This is a genomic window from Prevotella sp. oral taxon 376, from assembly GCF_003043945.1.
GTDB lineage: Bacteria > Bacteroidota > Bacteroidia > Bacteroidales > Bacteroidaceae > Prevotella.
Genome location: NZ_PYXG01000003.1, coordinates 37,489 through 55,511, shown reverse-complemented (window position 1 = coordinate 55,511; position 18,023 = coordinate 37,489). Strand labels below are relative to the sequence as shown.

General features: G+C 48.1%; 13 protein-coding genes. 11 read left to right on the top strand and 2 right to left on the bottom strand.

Annotation, left to right across the window (positions count from 1 at the left end; genetic code table 11):
- Window positions 1–88: 88 nt before the first annotated feature.
- Both C7120_RS12545 and C7120_RS12540 read right to left on the bottom strand, forming a co-directional pair.
- Window positions 89–877 carry a porin family protein gene (locus C7120_RS12545; protein ID WP_107622203.1) on the bottom strand — a complete coding sequence of 263 codons (789 nt, stop codon included), beginning with the start codon at window positions 875–877 and terminating at the stop codon, window positions 89–91.
- A 4-nt stretch (window positions 878–881) separates the two neighbouring features.
- Window positions 882–2,006 carry a PCMD domain-containing protein gene (locus C7120_RS12540; protein WP_107621990.1) on the bottom strand — a complete coding sequence of 375 codons (1,125 nt, stop codon included), beginning with the start codon at window positions 2,004–2,006 and terminating at the stop codon, window positions 882–884.
- A gap of 258 nt (window positions 2,007–2,264) precedes the next feature.
- On the opposite strand from C7120_RS12540, the gene C7120_RS12535 reads away from it, so the two are divergent.
- From C7120_RS12535 to C7120_RS12495, 11 genes are all read left to right on the top strand, one after another.
- Window positions 2,265–3,233 (top strand): FecR family protein, encoded by a 969-nt coding sequence (locus C7120_RS12535; RefSeq protein ID WP_107621989.1) that lies wholly within the window; start codon window positions 2,265–2,267, stop codon window positions 3,231–3,233.
- 112 nt (window positions 3,234–3,345) lie between these two features.
- The gene (locus tag C7120_RS12530) at window positions 3,346–6,501 is read left to right on the top strand and encodes a SusC/RagA family TonB-linked outer membrane protein (RefSeq protein WP_233247114.1); all 3,156 of its coding nucleotides are present in this window, start codon (window positions 3,346–3,348) and stop codon (window positions 6,499–6,501) included.
- A complete protein-coding gene (locus C7120_RS14250) occupies window positions 6,479–6,733 on the top strand; it encodes a hypothetical protein (protein ID WP_233247113.1) in 255 nt (84 codons plus the stop codon). Before C7120_RS12530 ends, C7120_RS14250 begins: the two co-directional genes overlap by 23 nt.
- A 13-nt stretch (window positions 6,734–6,746) precedes the next feature.
- Window positions 6,747–8,339, top strand: a complete 1,593-nt coding sequence (locus C7120_RS12525) for a SusD/RagB family nutrient-binding outer membrane lipoprotein (RefSeq protein WP_107621988.1) — start codon at window positions 6,747–6,749, stop codon at window positions 8,337–8,339.
- A 31-nt stretch (window positions 8,340–8,370) separates the two neighbouring features.
- On the top strand, window positions 8,371–9,375 hold the full coding sequence (locus C7120_RS12520; RefSeq protein ID WP_107621987.1) for a glycoside hydrolase family 18: 1,005 nt from the start codon (window positions 8,371–8,373) through the stop codon (window positions 9,373–9,375).
- Between the two features lie 21 nt (window positions 9,376–9,396).
- The gene (locus C7120_RS12515; RefSeq protein ID WP_107621986.1) at window positions 9,397–10,602 is read left to right on the top strand and encodes a DUF1735 and LamG domain-containing protein; all 1,206 of its coding nucleotides are present in this window, start codon (window positions 9,397–9,399) and stop codon (window positions 10,600–10,602) included.
- A gap of 43 nt (window positions 10,603–10,645) precedes the next feature.
- On the top strand, window positions 10,646–11,662 hold the full coding sequence (locus C7120_RS12510) for a BT_3987 domain-containing protein (RefSeq protein ID WP_233247112.1): 1,017 nt from the start codon (window positions 10,646–10,648) through the stop codon (window positions 11,660–11,662).
- A 549-nt stretch (window positions 11,663–12,211) separates the two neighbouring features.
- Complete coding sequence (locus C7120_RS14245) at window positions 12,212–13,459, top strand: carboxypeptidase-like regulatory domain-containing protein (RefSeq protein WP_233247111.1); 1,248 nt, start codon at window positions 12,212–12,214, stop codon at window positions 13,457–13,459.
- Window positions 13,386–15,314: a TonB-dependent receptor domain-containing protein gene (locus C7120_RS14240; RefSeq protein WP_233247110.1), complete on the top strand. Its 1,929-nt coding sequence runs from the start codon at window positions 13,386–13,388 to the stop codon at window positions 15,312–15,314. Before C7120_RS14245 ends, C7120_RS14240 begins: the two co-directional genes overlap by 74 nt.
- 14 nt (window positions 15,315–15,328) lie before the next feature.
- On the top strand, window positions 15,329–16,921 hold the full coding sequence (locus tag C7120_RS12500; RefSeq protein ID WP_107621984.1) for a SusD/RagB family nutrient-binding outer membrane lipoprotein: 1,593 nt from the start codon (window positions 15,329–15,331) through the stop codon (window positions 16,919–16,921).
- Between the two features lie 22 nt (window positions 16,922–16,943).
- A complete protein-coding gene (locus C7120_RS12495; protein ID WP_107621983.1) occupies window positions 16,944–18,014 on the top strand; it encodes a glycoside hydrolase family 18 in 1,071 nt (356 codons plus the stop codon).
- The last annotated feature ends 9 nt before the right edge of the window (window positions 18,015–18,023 follow it).

The following is an 18,023-nucleotide window of genomic DNA, read 5'->3' as shown; positions in this document are numbered from 1 at the left end:
TTTCACCCCTCTTGGGCATTGGGAAGCGACAAGAGACGAGCCTCTTACCGACTATTCGACTACTCTTCTCCTGCTCTCCCGCGACAATCTAAAACTTATATCCGAAGCCCAGGTTAAGATAAATGGAATACATATTGAAAGTAACAGTCTTGAAACTGCTCTTGAAAATATCGTTGAAGGCCCAGGTAAGGTCGGCATTAACCGTGAAATGGCTGAAGGCTCTCCAAGTAGATCCTATCTGTGCGCCGTATTGCAGACGGCAGAGATCAGAACTGAAATCGTAGGTAGCTGTTTTTCCGTCGGTAAACTCCGCCTTTTCGCCTGTAGGATTGCCCTCACGGAGATAGCCATCACTTACAACTCCGGAAAACTCGCCGTCTATGCGATAGGAAAGATACATGCCTGCCCGCACCTTCCAGCTGTCATTGAATTTATAATTTCCCATCAGAGGCAGAGTAAGGAATGTGCTGTTATAATCCGTCTTCACATGTCCCGTCCAACGACCAGCCACCTTGCTGCCGTCGTTCAGTATCTCCGTGCTATAGTTTTTCACTCTTGCCCCTGTGATCATGCCCTTCTCCTCGACGCGCAAACCTGTGGAAACTCCCCAGTTCCTGTCGTGCCCCAGCCATTTGGTAACGGTAGCTTCAAGCACCCCATTCAGCTTCGGACTGTAGCTGGTAATCTCACGAATCTCCTCAGGCAACGGAAGAGGCGAGGCTCCACCCAGATTCACGCCAGCCTTCACCTCATATTCCCAACCTTTTTCTTCCGACTTACGCAGGGTCTGGTTTCTATCCTGTTGCGCCATAACCATAACCGGAAACAGACTCAAGGCCATTGCCATGAGCCTTTTGGAATATATCTTCTTCATCATGACTTTATTCATAATACAGATTTACTTCATCAACATACAGCGTGCTGCCTACAGCACCATTGAAATAGGCTCCCTCGGCACTTGACGACATGACGATAGCGAGATTGTATTTGCCGTTGCGCAGTTTTTCTTTATCAATCGCCTTGCCATCCAGTAACTTGAACTTCGCGGAGAAATGAGTCCAATCATCCGTCTCCCTGCGGTCTTCCACCTGAGCCATCATAATGATATTTTCGTGAGTCTTGATGTTGGTTCCGTCAAGGTAGGGCACATCGTCAGTTACCTCATACATCACGGCGTAAATATCGAAGATATCTTTCTTGCCGGGCACTTCCGTGTTATTCTTATTTATATATGTCGCGCCGGCCTTATATTTATAATAGCCGCCGATACCCTGAGGCACTTTCCGGAACGGTGCTCCAAAGTGGGTGGACTTGGCCATCTCTATTATGTTAATCTGGAAATCGCCGATAAAGAGATTGCCCGCTGCCAAGGGAGCCTTCATCATGATTCCGAAACCACCCGTGGAGCGTGTAACGAGCTTGGCACACTTGCCCTTGAACCCTTCTTCTGCCTGACTGGTAGGATAATCAGTAGCAGGTGCGGCACTGTTAGTAATCATGAATCCCGCGTTGCCGCTTCCCCAAGCCATCTCTTTTCCTTCCAAAGTCTGGTCGTAAAAGATATGAAAGAACCTCCGAGGTTCTGCTGACGGATCGTCCTCATTAGCATATTCATAGAACCTGATGTTCTCAAAATGATATTCCGTGGCCAAGTCTTCCGAGATGAACGAAACTTTATAGGTTTTCTTCCACTGACCATCCTGAGAGGTAACCGTGTAGGTCTGTGGCGTGGTAAAATCTCTCGGCGTACCACTGGCGGGCTCTATGCGAGCTCCCTCGGTCAGCGTGAAAGCAGGTGCCACGCTCGTCAAGTCTTCCCATCCATTGACATACAACTTCACTTCCGTATTTGTGATAACAGGCTCACGAATGAGCAGATCTCCACTTACGGTACACATCAATATATCAGCCTCGGCATTCTTTGCCTCGTCCTTGATGCACGATGAAAATGGCAGAGCACAGCATGCGAGCCATAATACAGTTTTAGCTATTCCTTTTAATTTCATAAATATCTACCTTTAAGGAATTCGTGGTAATCCCCCCTTTTTCATAAGAGACACCAGAATTCGTCTAAAGAAACCTCTGCAAAGGTAGGCATTAATTCGCAGATTCGTTTCTTTTTCCGGATTTTTTTCCTCTTTTCACTACACTTCCCTCTTCTGGGATTTTATTTTATCGCCAGATGACAGAGAAAAAAAGTTCAGGAAGAGGTGGGTATTCCTTTGTTCGGTTGTTTTATCAATAGTTTAACATGAATATAATGTATGCTTAAGAATGCGAAACAGCTGGCCACCCGCTATTTTGAAGGTAAGATAACCCGAGATGAAGAAAATGTCCTGTTCGAATTTATAGGACAAGGCGATGACCAGCGTGCTCTCTTCCATCGTTGGGAAACGGAGTGGGAAGAGCAACAAACTGCTCATGCAGAAACCGAACGGGCTTGGCTACACTTTGCTTCAAACACGATCGAAGCAAAGGCCAAGTCGGTTGTGGTTTTGACCTTGCGGCACCGCATTGCCATCGCGGCGGCCGTAACGGCCTTGGTCATGATTACCGCCTTTTCTACCTGGCAACTTGTAGACAATCTTCCGGGACATGAGTTTGCCCTCACAGCCCCTATGGGAAGCAAGACACAACTCACCCTGCCTGACGGCTCGAAGATATGGCTCAACGCTGGATCTACCCTCAAATACACCTCACAGTTCGACAACAAGAACCGTGAAGTAGAATTAGAAGGTGAAGGATATTTTGAGGTGGCCAAGAAGAAAAACGGTGCCCAGTTCGTGGTAAAGACTCATGGATATGATGTGGTGGTAAAAGGTACGCACTTCGATGTTTCCGCCTACAAAGACGACCAGTTTATCAAGACCTCCCTGTTGGAAGGTGCCGTATTGATTGATGCCGGTGAAGACCGACTCATGATGCAGCCGGGAGAAATGGTAACTCTCAACACCGCTACCGGCACTCTTACTAAAACCAACTTCAACAACGATGCACACGCATGGATAAGAAACATGACCGACTTCGACGAAATCACCCTTGAAGATTTCGTCAAGATTCTGTCAAGGCAATATGCCGTTAAAATCCATATCCTATCCAGCGAACTGAAGACTACCAAACTCTCCATCTCTCTCCGCAACAAGGAAACCATTGACGAAGTGCTCGATGCCCTCCAGCGCATCACCAACATGAAGATTACGCGCAACGGCAAGAATATCTACATGACAGAATAGTCCGGATGGCCTTGACCGCAACAGGGTAGGATAATGAAAACCAAGGTCTGTGCCACAGAGATTAAGAACTACTAATCATAAAATGTCTAACTTAAACAAACGGTAAAACACAATGAAAGCAAAGCAAAGCAAATTGCTAAGAGCCTTTCTTTTCGTTGCACTGTTTCTCGGATCACTCGGGATAAACGCCCAGACTGTTACCAAGCAGTTTAACAATGAGAGCCTGAAGAATGTCCTGAAAGAAGTGGAACGACAAACCAAGATGTCTGTCATCTACAAAGTGGATGAGGTCAATGCAAACCAGAAAGTTACTGCGACCTTCCGCTCTACTCCAGTTCGCGAGGTGTTGAATCAGGTTTTGGGAAACAACCTCAGCTATGAGATTGACAACAGGATGATCATCATACACAAAACCAGTACCAAGCCCTCTCCCCAACAGCAAAACACGGCTGGGCCTAAAAGAACCATAAGGGGACAGGTCTTCGACGATACTGGGGAACCGATAATAGGAGCCACCGTCAGGGTGAAAGGCTCTAACGAAGCTACAGTTACCGACATGGATGGCAACTTTGTCATTCCAGCCTTGGAAGGCAACAGGCTCGAAGTATCCTATGTCGGTTACACGACAAAAGAGATAAATGCCCAGAATGGTGTCGTGGTCAACATGGCCCAGGATGAGAAACTACTCAACGAGGTCGTCGTTACTGCCCTTGGCATCCAGAAAGAAGCCAAGGCTCTGTCGTATAATGTACAACAAATTGTTGGAGGCGAGATCACGGGCGTCAAGGACGCCAACCTGATGAACTCTTTGACCGGTAAAGTCGCCGGTGTACAAATCAACTCTTCGTCGTCCGGTATCGGTGGCAGTGTCAAAGTCGTCATGCGAGGAGCCAAGTCTATCAGCAACAATAACAATGCCCTCTATGTCATCGACGGTATCCCGATGCCTTCACTCCAGACTACACAACCTTCTGACTACTTCTCCGGACAGGGACAATCTGGCGACGGCATCTCCATGATTAACCCTGAGGACATTGAGAGCATATCGGTGCTTTCCGGAGCCGCGGCCTCTGCCCTCTATGGCAGCGAAGCGCAAAACGGCGTCATCATGATTAAAACGAGGCGCGGCGAGGAAGGGCGTACCAATATCACCTATGCCAACAACACAAGCTTTTTCACACCATTCATCACCCCAGAGTTCCAAAATACATACGGAGCTGTCTCAGGGGAATTCCAAAGCTGGGGACCAAAACTGGCCAAGACAAGTGGCTATGATCCGCTCGACTTCTATAAGACGGGCTACAATGTGGGCAATTCCGTAACCCTTTCTACCGGAACGGACAAGAATCAGACTTTCATCTCACTAGGTTCTACGAATGCAGAGGGAGTCGTCCTTAACAACACTTTCGACCGTTACAACTTCGCCATCCGTAACAATGCGAGCATGTTCAACGACAAACTGCACCTTGACCTGAGTGCAATGTATATGAATATAAAGGAGAACAACATGGTTTCAGAAGGACAATATATGAATCCGATAGTTCCTGTCTACCTGCTTTCCCCAAGTTACAGCCTCGATACCTACCAGCTTTATGAGATGTATGACGAAAGCCGCGGCTTCAAGACACAGTATTGGCCCTGGGGAAACCAGGCTCTCGGCATGCAGAATCCTTATTGGATTACAAATCGCGACAATCTGACTAATCACAAGAATCGCTTCATGGTAAGCGGCGGTCTCACATACGAGATAACCAAAGGTGTTAAGATTGGTGCCCGTGCAAAGATGGACTACACCTCAGGTCTATACGAGAAAATGTACAGTGCCTCTACCGACGGTGTCTTCGCGGAAAAGTATGGGTTCTACGAGAAAAACGACGAAACGACCCGCCAACTTTACGGAGATATCATGTTGAATATCGACAAATACTTCGGCGACTTCTCATTCATTGCTACCGCTGGCACAAGCATCCAGGATGTTAATTACAAATACTTCTCCCTCGGAGGCAACCTGAACTCCGTAGCCAACAAGTTCTCCTACGACAACTTGAATGTACCGAGTTTGAAACCAGACGAAAATCGCTACCACGACCAGATTCAATCGCTTTTCGCTACCGCGCAACTTGGCTGGAAAAGTAAGTTCTATCTGGATATAACAGGACGCATCGACTGGGCTTCCGCTCTGGCAGGCACCGACTCCAAGGCTGTGGCCTATCCCTCTGTAGGGCTTACTGCCATCATGACAGATTTATTTCCGACCATCAAAAGCTACTTCCTCTCGTTTCTGAAGTTCCGTGGTTCTTACAGTGAGGTTGGTAATGCTCCTCGCCGCTATGTTCCCTATCAGACCTATCCTTTGGAATCTGGGACGCCACAGACCTCTACTACATATCCCAACAACGATATCAAGCCAGAGCGCACGAAGGCATGGGAAATAGGCTTGGAATCCCATTTCTGGGGCAACAAACTGGAATTGAATGTATCTCTCTACAAGACTTCCACCTACAATCAACTCTTCAACCCCACATTGTCAAGTTCATCAAGTTATAACTCTATCTATATCAATGGCGGTCAAATAGACAATAAGGGTATCGAAATCAGCCTAAACCTAAACCAGCCCCTTGGTCCTGTAGTCTGGAATACCACATTCACCTATTCGCTCAACCGCAACAAAGTGGTTAAACTCCTTGCTCCGACCAGATTGGCCAACGGCCTGACTGTTTCGCAAGACCATCTCGACCTTGTAAGACTGGGCAATGTAAAAACGATGATTACGGAAGGCGGTTCAATGGGCGATCTCTATGTAACAGCTCTCACGACCGATGCCAAAGGCTTTATCTATGTTGACTATCAAACCAATGAGGTCATGGTAGACAAGAATGCCGGACCTTATGGCGACGGCTATATCTATGCCGGAAATTCCCAGCCTCTCTACAATATGGGCTGGCGCAACAGCTTTAGCTGGAAAAGACTCACTCTCGGCTTTCTCATCAATGCCCGTGTAGGCGGGAAGGTCGTATCCCTCACACAGGGACTGATGGATGCCTATGGTGTTTCCAAGCGCACTGCCAATGACCGCGACGCCGGTGGGGTCATGATAAATGGAGCCCGTATTCCTGCCGTTCAGAAATATTATCAGACGGTAGGTACAGGTGCAGGATCCATGTATGTATACAGTGCCACTAATGTACGACTTGCTGAACTCTCTCTTAGCTATGATGTCCCCGGTAGGTACAGGTGCAGGATCCATGTATGTATACAGTGCCACTAATGTACGACTTGCTGAACTCTCTCTTAGCTATGATGTCCCCATTGCAAAAGTTGTGCCTTGGGTCAAAGGCCTACATATTGCCTTCACCGGCCGCAATCTACTGATGTTCTATTGCAAGGCTCCCTTCGATCCGGAACTTACGGCAAGTACGGCTACTGGTTTTGCAGGCATGGACTACTTCATGTTGCCAAGCATGCGCAACATTGGTTTTTCTGCAAGAGTAAATTTCTAATGATTGAAGAAAAATGAAAAAGATTTCAAAATACATGATGATTTTCAACGGTCTGCTGATAGGAAGCCTGTTATGCTCTTGTACAGGTAACTTCGAGAAGTGGAATATAAACCCAGATGAGGCAACCGAAGACGAAATGAAGCAAGACAACCTGAACACGGGTGCCTACTTCTCACAGATGGAAAGAGGCGTGTTCATCGTCGGCAAAGACCTTGGCGGTGAATATCAAATCACCGAGGCTTTAGAGGGCGACCTCTTCGCCAGTTATTTTGCCACTATCACCACTTGGGGCTATACCACTTATAACAATGACCATTATGCCCTCTACCAAGGATGGTATAATGCACCTTTCAACGATGCATACGAGAAAATCATGCAGCCATGGAAATCCATCTATGACGCTACCGACGCTACTTCTCCTGCCCGTGCCATGGCAACCATTGTCAAGGTCTTCGGCATGCATCGCATCACCGATATGTATGGCCCCATTCCATATAGCAAGTTCGGCACGGCGGTTAAGATCCCTTATGATAGCCAGAAAGATGTTTACTATAAATTCTTCGAAGAACTTGGCGAAGCCATCAGAGTCTTGACTGAATATGCCAGTACCAATTCCAGCGCCTATCTCGCCGACTACGACAATGTATATTCCGGTAATGTTTCCAAATGGATTAAGTTTGCCAACACACTCAGATTGCGCCTTGCAATGCGCATCTCAAATGTAGACGAAAGCAAAGCAAAGACCGAAGCCTCCGCAGCCATCAACAACGACTATGGCCTGATGGCTGTCGCTACTGATGATGCCATCCTTCACCAGAGCACATCGCTTACTTTCCGACATCCTCTTTGGGAAATCGGCACAAGCTGGGATGATGAGCACATGAGCGCTACCATGGACTGCTACCTGAACGGCTATAGCGACCCGCGTATCTCCTCTTATTTTCAGCCTACTGCCAAAAACGGCGACTATCGCGGCGCAAGAAACGGCATGGCCAGGCCGAACAAAGACAGTTATAAGGATGTAACTTCCCGACCGAACTTCCTTCAGAATTCAGATATGAACTGGATGCATGCCGCGGAGGCTTATTTTCTCATGGCAGAAGCTAAACTGCGATGGAATATCGGTACAGAAACAGCACAAAGCTACTATGAAACGGGCATTCGAACATCTTTTGCTTCTGCTAAGGTCTCTGGTGCAGATTCATATATCACCAATACAGAAAACCTGCCCAAAGGCAACTATGTAGACCCGACCAACAACCGATCTACAGATGTAAGTGGCATGCTTTCCATGCTGCCCGTCGCTTGGGATTCCCATGCGAGTATGGACACAAACCTTGAGCGTATCATGATTCAGAAATGGATAGCCCTCTATCCTGACGGTCAGGAGGCTTGGAGCGAGATGCGGCGTAGCGGCTATCCGGGATGGGTCCGTATATCGTCTTATAACTATCAGTCAGAGGTTTCAAGCAATGAGATGATCAGCCGGTTGAAGTTCCCAACGACGGAATACTCCAACAACAGCGAGAACACCAATGCCGCAGCCAGTCTGCTTGGAGGTGGCGATACTGCCGGCACCCGTCTCTGGTGGGATGTCAAGAGATAAATTCGCAACAACTAAAAACATACAGCATAAAATGAAAGCAATTAAATGTCTATTCGCTTTTGTCCTGTTAGGAACCTTCATGGCCGCCTGCGATACCGACCAGGAAACTGAGTCCATCCAAAATCCGAAAACCTTCAGCGACCTTTATTACCAAAACTTGCGCGATTACAAGAAAAGCGACCATGCCATTTCTTTCATGTGGTTTGCCCAATGGAGCGCACAGAACTCGATGGCCGTACGATTCAATGGTCTGCCAGACAGTCTGGATATCTGTTCCATCTGGGGTGGTGGTATTCCTCCTAAAGAAAATACTCAACTTTGGGAAGACCTGCGCTTTACCCAGAAGGTGAAAGGCACCAAGATGCTCTATGTGGCTATCGTCCGTCTCGGCGCAGAGGATGACATCCACGACTTCAAACAAGTATTGAATAAAGCTTACAAATACGAACCTGGCGACCCTATGCGTGATACGCTGATAAACAAGGCCATCGATATGTATGCACTCTACTATGTAGACCAAATTTTTGAAAACGATCTCGACGGCTTCGATGCAGACTATGAGCCCGAGGGCGACATGCTGACGGGAGCCAATATGCAACGCTTCATCAAGAAGTTAGGGGAATATATGGGGCCGAACCCTTATCAGACCAAGGAAGAACGCTTAAAAGTCATTCAAGAACGGTTTGGCACTGAGCATAATGATGTTGATAAGCTACTCTGCGTAGACGGAAATTTTGAGGAATCCGTACAAGAATACTGCGACTACTGGTTTATTCAGAACTATGGCGTCAGCACACCCTATGCCCGTTCCGGCTGTCCTGTCGAAAAACAGGTGTTCTGCGTAAACTGGGGCGACAACTGGAATACGGATGGCACCCAGCTGTATAATCAGGCAAGATGGGAACCCGCCACCGGCCACAAGGGAGGCTTCGGCGCTTTCTATGGCCAACGAGACTACTTCATTCATGAGTATAATCCCGAGCCTTACAAACGCTTCCGCGAGTGTATTCAAATTCAGAATCCTGCAGTTCATTAATAAAAGAAAGGAAACCCCAAAATGAAAAAATACCTGTTTCTATCATTGTCTCTCATCCTTGCCCTTTCGGGCTGCAAGGAAGCACCAGACTTCGGAGACTCCGTCTTCATTACAGGGACACTGGGCTTAAATACAATACGCTTCGCCATTGACGGCACCTCCAGCATGGGCATCACCGTTTCTTCAAGCGCAAAGGCCACTGAACCCGTGCAGATAGAAATAGCTCCGGCGCCAGAATTGCTTGATGCCTATAACAAAAACATGGAGCGTAACTATCAGCTACCCGCCTCAGACGCCTACTCCGTCGGTGGCACTACCGTTACCATCTCTCCGGGAAAGTCGGTCTCATCCGCTTTAGAGCTTACTGCCGACGGCAATAAACTCAAAGATGGGGTTTCCTACTGCCTGCCCGTAACCATCAAGAGCGTGAATGGCGGCCTTGGAATTCTCCAGTCTTCATGCACTGCTTACATCATGTTCACGAAGGTCATCACTTCCAAGGTGGTACAGATGAGAGGTGGGGCCTCTTTTGAGATTCCCACATTCGCAGGTAAAAACGCCACGGAAAGCCCGATATACGCCATGAACCAGATGACACTGGAATGTAAGGTGCGACCGTCCAACCTCTCTTCTCAGATTGCGGAAAGCCTTATCAATCCCATCATGGGCAGCCACGAAAGCCTCTTGCTTCGATTCGGCGACGGCTCTAACATTCCCTCCAACAAATTGAACTTTGCCAAAGTTTCTATCGGCACCAATTATCATCCCGACAACAAGCCACACTATGAGTCGACTTTCGAGGAGACATTCGAGAACGATAACTGGTACCATGTGGCTGTTGTCTACGATGGTTCCACCGTAAGATTCTATCTGAACGGAAATCTCGAGATAGAGAAAAGCACAACAGGAGGCCAGATTAATCTGGCAATGTCATACGGAGGCCATGGGTGGGACGACACCTTCGCCATCGGACGCAGTTATGGCAACCACTGGACCTTCAAAGGCTGCCTGAGCGAAGTGCGGCTCTGGAATGTTGCCCGCTCGCAGTCTCAGCTCGAGGAAGGAATGTGCTATGTAGATCCCACAACGGAAGGATTGCTCGCCTACTGGCGCTTCAACGGGCAGCTTCAAGACGACGGCAGCGTGCTCGACGAGACCGGCCATGGGCATAATGCCCATCCAAAGGGCAACATTTACTGGCTGGAGAACCAGAAATGTCCGTTCTAATTCAAAACCCACAAAACCATAAATTTTGAATAAGATGAAATTAATGAACATATTATTGCTTGGAGGAGCGCTGTTCTTCGGAACTGCCTTGACCAGCTGTAGTAGCGACAAAGATTACGATGTAGACAGCTACCCGTATACGCGTGCCTATTTCGCAAAGGCAAGGACCACTACCGACGGCATGATTGTCAGCACTCCCGTAGGCATCGTAACGAGCCTGACGAATCAGATCATCATTAAATCGACGGTAGCGGCAACTTCAGATACCAGGATTACGCTTGGCTTCGACAATAGTCTGGTGGACAGCTATAACAAGTCTAAGGGAACAACCTATCTGCCGATGCCGGAGGGCGCCCTCGAATTGAGTTCCACCACCGCGACAATCAAGAGAGGAGAAATGGCATCCGTCGACACCATCAGCGTAACGGTCAACAAGGCAGAGGCCGCCCATCTCAACGATGCCAATGGTTACCTAGCCCCGATAGTCATCAAATCGGCTGACGGCGGCATGCAACCCAGCTCCGATGCCGCAGTAGTCTATGTGTGCCTGCGCTATTCCGAAAGCAGCATCAACGATGGCGCAACAGCCTTGCCAGGATCAGCCTATAACCTATCTTTGGCACAAGATGAGTGGAAACTGGTCTCGTCCAAGAACTTTGATGAAAGTACATTCACGAATCTCTTCGCATCCAACAGCTGGAGCCGTTATTTCGCGTTTAAGGAGAAGGCCGAAACCGCACAATGCGTTATCGACCTCGGCAAGACACAAAACATAACGGGATTCCTCGCATCGAGCGGATTGATGAAAGGAGCCAATGTTGAAATCAGTACCGACAACGCCTCGTGGACGACCTTGGGATATACTGCCGACCATAAGACATTCTCCATTCAGGAAGGATGGAGCTACGCCGAGTGGTATGTGCTCTATGCTGCCATGCAGGCCCGCTATGTAAAAATCAGCATCGACCTTGACCAAGACTCCGATTACTGGCAATACCTGAGCTACAGTTGGGGCAAGAGATACTGCTCATTGAGCGGCTTCAACATTGCCGTACAATAGCAAAAAGGTACAGATGAACACTCTAACAACAATATTGGTTTTGATGATTTTACAGATAACTTATCCATGCCGACCATGTACCTGACAACCTCCTATGAGATTACAAACGGCTTGTAACAGCATTACCAGCTGTTTGTAACGATATTACCAGCCGTTGGTAACGAGGTTAGCACTTACTGGTAATTTTCCGGAGGACTACCGACCCTTCACCTCATCGAGGGCTTGAGAAAAGGAAATGGCGCATAACAGTCGGCCGGCACATACCAGAACATCAATTGAGCTGAATTAAAGATGACGGAATAGAGAAGTATCGTGCCAAGCACTTACTTCTTCCCGATTCACCCAGCTTTATCTCTTTAAAAACTTTGCATGCCCTAAAAAATATTAATAAATTTATAACCGATTATATCAAAAATGCAAAACAAACTGTCAAGATGCCGCCGATTAACTTCCCCATAGAGGGGACGAATGGGCTTTCGGCAAACTCAAATAACTGTGAATATTATTATTTATCAATGTCTAACTTATAATTAATAAAGTGCAATCTCTATGAACAAAAAGCAAATCAGTTTGCTAAAACTGTGCTTTTCCGTAGCTTTCTTTGTTGCTTCATTGACAATTTCAGCTGATAACACAGCTTCTACTGTCATGTCTACTCAGCAGGCGAACGATAAGCAAGTTAGTGGTACAGTTCTTGATGAGGCAGGCGAACCGGTAATTGGTGCGACTGTAACTGTCAAGGGTACTAATTTAGCGACAGTTACCGACATCAATGGTAACTTCTCTTTCAAAGTTCCGGCGGGAAGTACGCTCGTCGTGTCTTATGTTGGTTACTCCCCAAAAGAGGTGGCCGCGACAGGGACAGGCCTTAAGGTACAACTCTCTCAGGACGAAGAAGTACTGAATGAAGTGGTGGTTACGGCCCTCGGTATCAAGAAAGAAGCAAAAGCTCTTTCTTACAATGTGCAGCAGCTCAATAGCTCGGATGTTACAACCGTAAAAGACGCCAACTTCATGAATTCACTCGCAGGCAAGGTGGCCGGTGTTGAAATCAACTCAAGTTCTGCCGGTGTCGGCGGCGGCGTTAAGGTTGTGATGCGTGGCGCGAAGTCGTTGAGCCATGACAACAACGCCCTTTATGTAATTGACGGCATTCCATTGCCCTCACTGACTTCTGCCCAACCTAACGATTATTTCTCCGGCGCTGGTCAGAGTGGCGACGGCGCGTCAATGATCAATGCCGATGATATCGAGAGCATCTCTGTATTGTCAGGTGCTGCCGCGTCCGCATTGTATGGCATGGACGCTGCCAACGGCGTAATCATGATCACCACCAAGAAGGGGCTTGTGGGTAAGCCACGCCTGACCTATTCTAACAATACCTCTTTCTATACCCCATTCCAGTATCCAGAGTTCCAGAACACTTACGGCACTTCTACCACAGGAAGTATGTTCAGCTGGGGCGCTAAACTCGCCGAAGCAAGCAACTACGACCCTATGGATTTCTTCCGTACAGGCCTGAACGAGGCCAACTCGCTGACCTTCTCTGTGGGATCAGAGAAGAACCAGACTTTCGTTTCTGCTGCTTACAACGACGCACAGGGCATCGTGGAGAACAACGGCGTGAAGCGCTACAACCTTGCTATCCGCAACTCTACAGACTTCCTGGACGACAAGCTGCATCTGGACTTGAGCGCTATGTATAGTAATACGCGAGCAGAACATGATCTCTTCCGGCCAGTACTTCAATCCAATTGTTCCTGTATATCTCTTCCCGGCCGGCGAGGATATCCGTAAGTTCTATGCTTATGAGCAGTTCAACCAGAGCCGTGGTTTCAAAACCATGTACTGGCCTTACGGCAACCAGGGATTGGCAATGCAGAACCCCTATTGGATCATCAACCGCGATGACTTCATCAACCATAAGGATCGTTTCATCCTCTCTGCAGGTCTAACTTACAAGTTCGCCAAGGGCTTCAGTCTGGCTGCCCGCGCAATGATGGATAAAACCAACACCACCGCAGAGAGGAAGTACAGCGCAGGTGGCGATACTTTCTTCGCAGGTCAGTATGGCGCATACTATATCGGGCAGGAAGACACCCGTCAGCTCTACGCCGATGCCATCCTGAACATGGACAAGTATTTCGGGGAATTCTCTGTAAACGCTAACTTGGGTACTTCCGTCAAGGATGTGAACTACAACTATACCTATGTAGGCGGTCAGTTGAACACCATGGCTTCTAACGCCAGCACAGACTACGCTCACGGTTTCGTATTGAATAATGTAAACCGCAAGGGCATCACCGATGACTGGTTCAACCAGATTCCTAATCAACACCATCAGGTACAAAGCGTATTCGCTACCGCTCAGGTGGGTTGGAAGAGCATGATCTATCTAGATGCCACCGCTCGCAATGACTGGGATTCTTATCTGGGTAACACCCGTTTCAAGAACAGGGGATTCTTCTATCCTTCAGTAGGTCTTAGCTTCATTCTCACAGATATGTTTCCCGTGCTGAAGAGCAAGGCCGTTTCATTCGTAAAGCTCCGTGGCTCTTACTCTGAGGTGGGGCACGCTCCGGTGGCTTTCGCTCCTGGTGGCACCTACGAGTACAAGAACGGATCAATCGCTACATCTTCACAAATGGCTAACCCTAATCTGGAACCAGAACGCACCAAGTCATGGGAAGCAGGTCTGGAGACTCACTTCTGGGGCAACAAACTCAATCTGAATGTAAGTGTGTATAAGACCAACACCACCAACCAGTACTTCACTCCATCTTTGTCAGCTGCCTCCGGTTACACCTCAGTGGCTATCAACGGCGGTCTTGTGGAGAACAAGGGTATCGAGGCAAGCCTGACATTGAATCAGCCTCTCGGCGCCGTGAAATGGTCTTCTACAGTTAACTATACCCTGAACCGTAATAAGATCAAGCAGCTGCTTCGTCCTACCACTCTGAATGGTCAGACCGTATCTCTTGATGCTCTGGATGTACTTAACCTCGGTTCTGTTAAGGTACGCCTCACAGAGGGTGGTTCTATCGGCGACCTCTATGTAACGACTCTGCAGACAGACGAGCACGGATTCATCAAGGTGGACTATACCTCTCGTCAGGTTGCCGGTGTTGACGCTGGACACTATCAGTATGCTGGTAACACAGCTGCTAAGTACAACCTTTCCTGGCGCAACAACTTCAGCTATAAGGGAGTGAATCTCGGCGTGCTCCTGACAGGTCGCTTCGGTGGTCGCGTTGTCAGTCTCACACAGGGTTACATGGATGCCTATGGCGTGTCAAAGGCTACCTCCGATGCCCGCGATTTGGGCGGCGCGCTCGTGAACGGCGCCCGCATTCCGGCTCAGAACTTCTATCAGACCGTAGGTCCTTCTGTAGGTTCTTGGTATGTATACAAAGCTACCAATGTTCGTCTGGCTGAACTTTCACTCGGTTACGATGTGCCAATTCACAAATATGTGAACTGGATTCAAGGCTTGAATGTATCCCTCGTGGGCCGTAACTTGATCATGTTCTACAATAAGGCTCCGTTCGATCCTGAGTTATCAGCAAGTACAGGTACCTTTTACTCTGGTATCGACTACTTCATACAACCAAGTCTCCGTAACCTCGGTTTCTCTGTAAAAGTTGACTTTTAATTAGACAAAGCGATATGAAATCATATAAATTCAGAAACATATTCAGCACTGCTGCTGCCGTGGCTCTCACAATGGGCTTCACTGCATGTACAGGCAATTTCGACAAATGGAATCTCAACCCGGCAGATGCTACAGAGGCCCAGCGTCAGGTGGACAACCAGGCTGTAGGCTCTCCATTTTCAACCATGGAATATGGTGTGATGCCTGTAGGCAATAACCGTGGTGGTTCATTCCAGATTGTAGACATCCTCGCTGGTGGCCAGTTTGGTGGTTACTTTGCCAACCTAAAACCTGCTTACGGCGTAGGTGCTACTCACTATTCTCACTATGTATTGCCTGACGGATGGGTGGATGAGGCATATAAATATGCTTATCAGGATGTAATGCAAAACTGGAACACCATCAAGAAGGAGAGTGAAAAGACAGGAGGCGACAAGAACGCCCTCGCACTGGCTACAGTGGTAAAGGTGTTCGGCATGAGCCGCCTGACAGATATGTACGGCCCGATCCCTTACTCTCAGTTCGGTTCTGGTTCTACTTATGTGGCTTACGATTCTCAGGAGGATGTATATAAATCATTTTTCGCTGAGTTGGATGAGGCTATCGAAACTCTGCAGGAGTTCCACAACCAAGATGCATCCGCTAAGTTGCTCGCTAACTTCGATAATGTATACGGTGGTAATGTGGCTCAGTGGCTGAAGTTTGCCAACACACTCCGTCTCCGTTTGGCTCTTCGCATTTCTTACGCTAACGAATCCCTCGCTAAGGCTGAGGCTCAGAAGTCTATCAACGCTGTAGACAACTTCATGACGCAGAAGGAAGATGCTGCCAAGATTGGCGTATCTACCGGTAAGAACCCATTCTATGAGGTTACCACTGACTGGCAGGACTTGCATATGGGTGCTTCTATCGACAGTTACATGAATGGTTATAAGGATCCTCGTATCTCTACTTACTTCACAGAGCGTAATGGTGGCTGCCATGGTGTACGCCTTGGTCTTACCAACATCAACAACACGCCCTACATCAACTCCACTTCTCCTGCCATCTTCGGTGAGCAGGATCCTGTGCTTTGGATGAGCGCTGCCGAGGGATTCTTCCTCCGTGCAGAGGCTAAGGTTCGCTGGAACTTAGGGTCAGAGAGCGCTAAGAACCTCTATGAAGAGGGTATCCGCACTTCATTTGCTGAGCACAGTACTTCCGGTGCAGAATCTTATATCAACGACGGCAGCTCTAAGCCAGGAGACTTCGTGGACGCAAGTGGTCAAGGTGGCGACACTTCTGCTCGCGGTACCATCACTATTAAGTGGGACGACGGCGCAAGTGTTGAGGAGAAGCTCGAGCGCATTATCACTCAGAAATGGATTGCCATCTATCCTGACGGACAGGAGGCATGGAGTGAATATCGCCGTACGGGCTATCCGAAGTTGTTCCCGACCATGAACGACCTTAGTGGGTTGAGTCTGCAGAATCTTCAGATCCGTCGTCTGCGCTTCCCAACAACAGAATATCAGAACAATGCTGGCAACATGCCTCAAGCTGTATCTCTGCTCGGTGGTGCTGACAATGCTAAAACCCAGCTCTGGTGGGATAAGAAAAGTCATTAATTCCTAAAATTGAAAGACTGATATGAAATTTTTAAGATATATATTACCAATATTGTTCATCGGTGCTTGTATAGCTTCTTGTGATACAGAAGATGAAGCTGTAGCAATACAGAATCCTACGACTTACGATCCAATGTATTACCAGAACCTGCGCGACTATAAGAAAAGCGACCATAGCATTGCTTGGGGATGGTTCTCTGACTATACACAGAGGCTCTCACCTGCTACTCGCTTCACAGGCCTTCCAGATAGTATGGATATCGTTTCTCTATGGGGTGGTATCCCAACTCTTGATTCTACTCTCGTTGATGCTCATTATCTCCCTGAGGTTGAGCCAGAGATGCGATTCGTCCAAAAGGAAAAGGGCACTAAGTTTGTTGCTGTTACCATTGTCCGCATCCGCGGTTTCGCTGATTTCTATGATTCAATCTGGGTGGCCAAGAACGATCCTCAAGAGGCTATGCGTGAGTTTGGCGGTTACCTGCTCGCACAGGTATTCGAGAACAATCTCGATGGTCTTGACCTAGACTATGAGCCAGAGGGCGACCCCTTGAGCGGTAGCAACTTCGACTATTTCGTAGAGTTTCTCGGTAAGTTTGTAGGCCCTCAAGCCAACGAATCCAACACTTATGATGCCAAACTCGCTCGCACCCGTTGGGTAACCAAGAAGACCACAGAAGGTAAAGATACTCTTGTGAAAGAGTCTTACTGGGAGACTAAGACCATCAAGGGTGATCCTACTAAATTGCTGTGTATCGACTACTTCAGCGTTACTCCAAGTGCTGCCACTCTTCCTTACACTAACTGGTATGTAAACCAGACTTATGGTGGTAGCGCAGGTCGTAAACCATTTGGCAGCTGCCCTACAGAGAAAGTGGTTTACACAGAGAATGTGGGGGACAACTGGCAGGCTACGGAATGTGGACAGTTGCTCAACTATGCCCGCTACCAGCCCGCTACGGGGCGCAAGGGCGGATTCGGCGCATTCTTCATGCACCGCGACTATACCAACTCCGGTTTCGGCGTAAACAACTACGCTAATATGCGTCACGGCATTCAGATTCAAAATCCTGCCATGCATGTGAAGAAATAACATTCAATC

Bases quoted from the DNA above. Each gene is read 5' to 3' on its own strand.
- C7120_RS12535 (WP_107621989.1), top strand. From the start codon at position 2,265: ATGCTTAAGAATGCGAAACAGCTGGCCACCCGCTATTTTGAAGGTAAG.
- C7120_RS12510 (WP_233247112.1), top strand. From the start codon at position 10,646: ATGAACATATTATTGCTTGGAGGAGCGCTGTTCTTCGGAACTGCCTTG.
- C7120_RS12545 (WP_107622203.1), bottom strand. From the start codon at position 877: ATGATGAAGAAGATATATTCCAAAAGGCTCATGGCAATGGCCTTGAGT.
- C7120_RS12515 (WP_107621986.1), top strand. From the start codon at position 9,397: ATGAAAAAATACCTGTTTCTATCATTGTCTCTCATCCTTGCCCTTTCG.
- C7120_RS14245 (WP_233247111.1), top strand. From the start codon at position 12,212: ATGAACAAAAAGCAAATCAGTTTGCTAAAACTGTGCTTTTCCGTAGCT.
- C7120_RS14240 (WP_233247110.1), top strand. From the start codon at position 13,386: ATGATCTCTTCCGGCCAGTACTTCAATCCAATTGTTCCTGTATATCTC.
- C7120_RS12525 (WP_107621988.1), top strand. From the start codon at position 6,747: ATGAAAAAGATTTCAAAATACATGATGATTTTCAACGGTCTGCTGATA.
- C7120_RS14250 (WP_233247113.1), top strand. From the start codon at position 6,479: ATGTATGTATACAGTGCCACTAATGTACGACTTGCTGAACTCTCTCTT.
- C7120_RS12520 (WP_107621987.1), top strand. From the start codon at position 8,371: ATGAAAGCAATTAAATGTCTATTCGCTTTTGTCCTGTTAGGAACCTTC.
- C7120_RS12500 (WP_107621984.1), top strand. From the start codon at position 15,329: ATGAAATCATATAAATTCAGAAACATATTCAGCACTGCTGCTGCCGTG.
- C7120_RS12495 (WP_107621983.1), top strand. From the start codon at position 16,944: ATGAAATTTTTAAGATATATATTACCAATATTGTTCATCGGTGCTTGT.
- C7120_RS12530 (WP_233247114.1), top strand. From the start codon at position 3,346: ATGAAAGCAAAGCAAAGCAAATTGCTAAGAGCCTTTCTTTTCGTTGCA.
- C7120_RS12540 (WP_107621990.1), bottom strand. From the start codon at position 2,006: ATGAAATTAAAAGGAATAGCTAAAACTGTATTATGGCTCGCATGCTGT.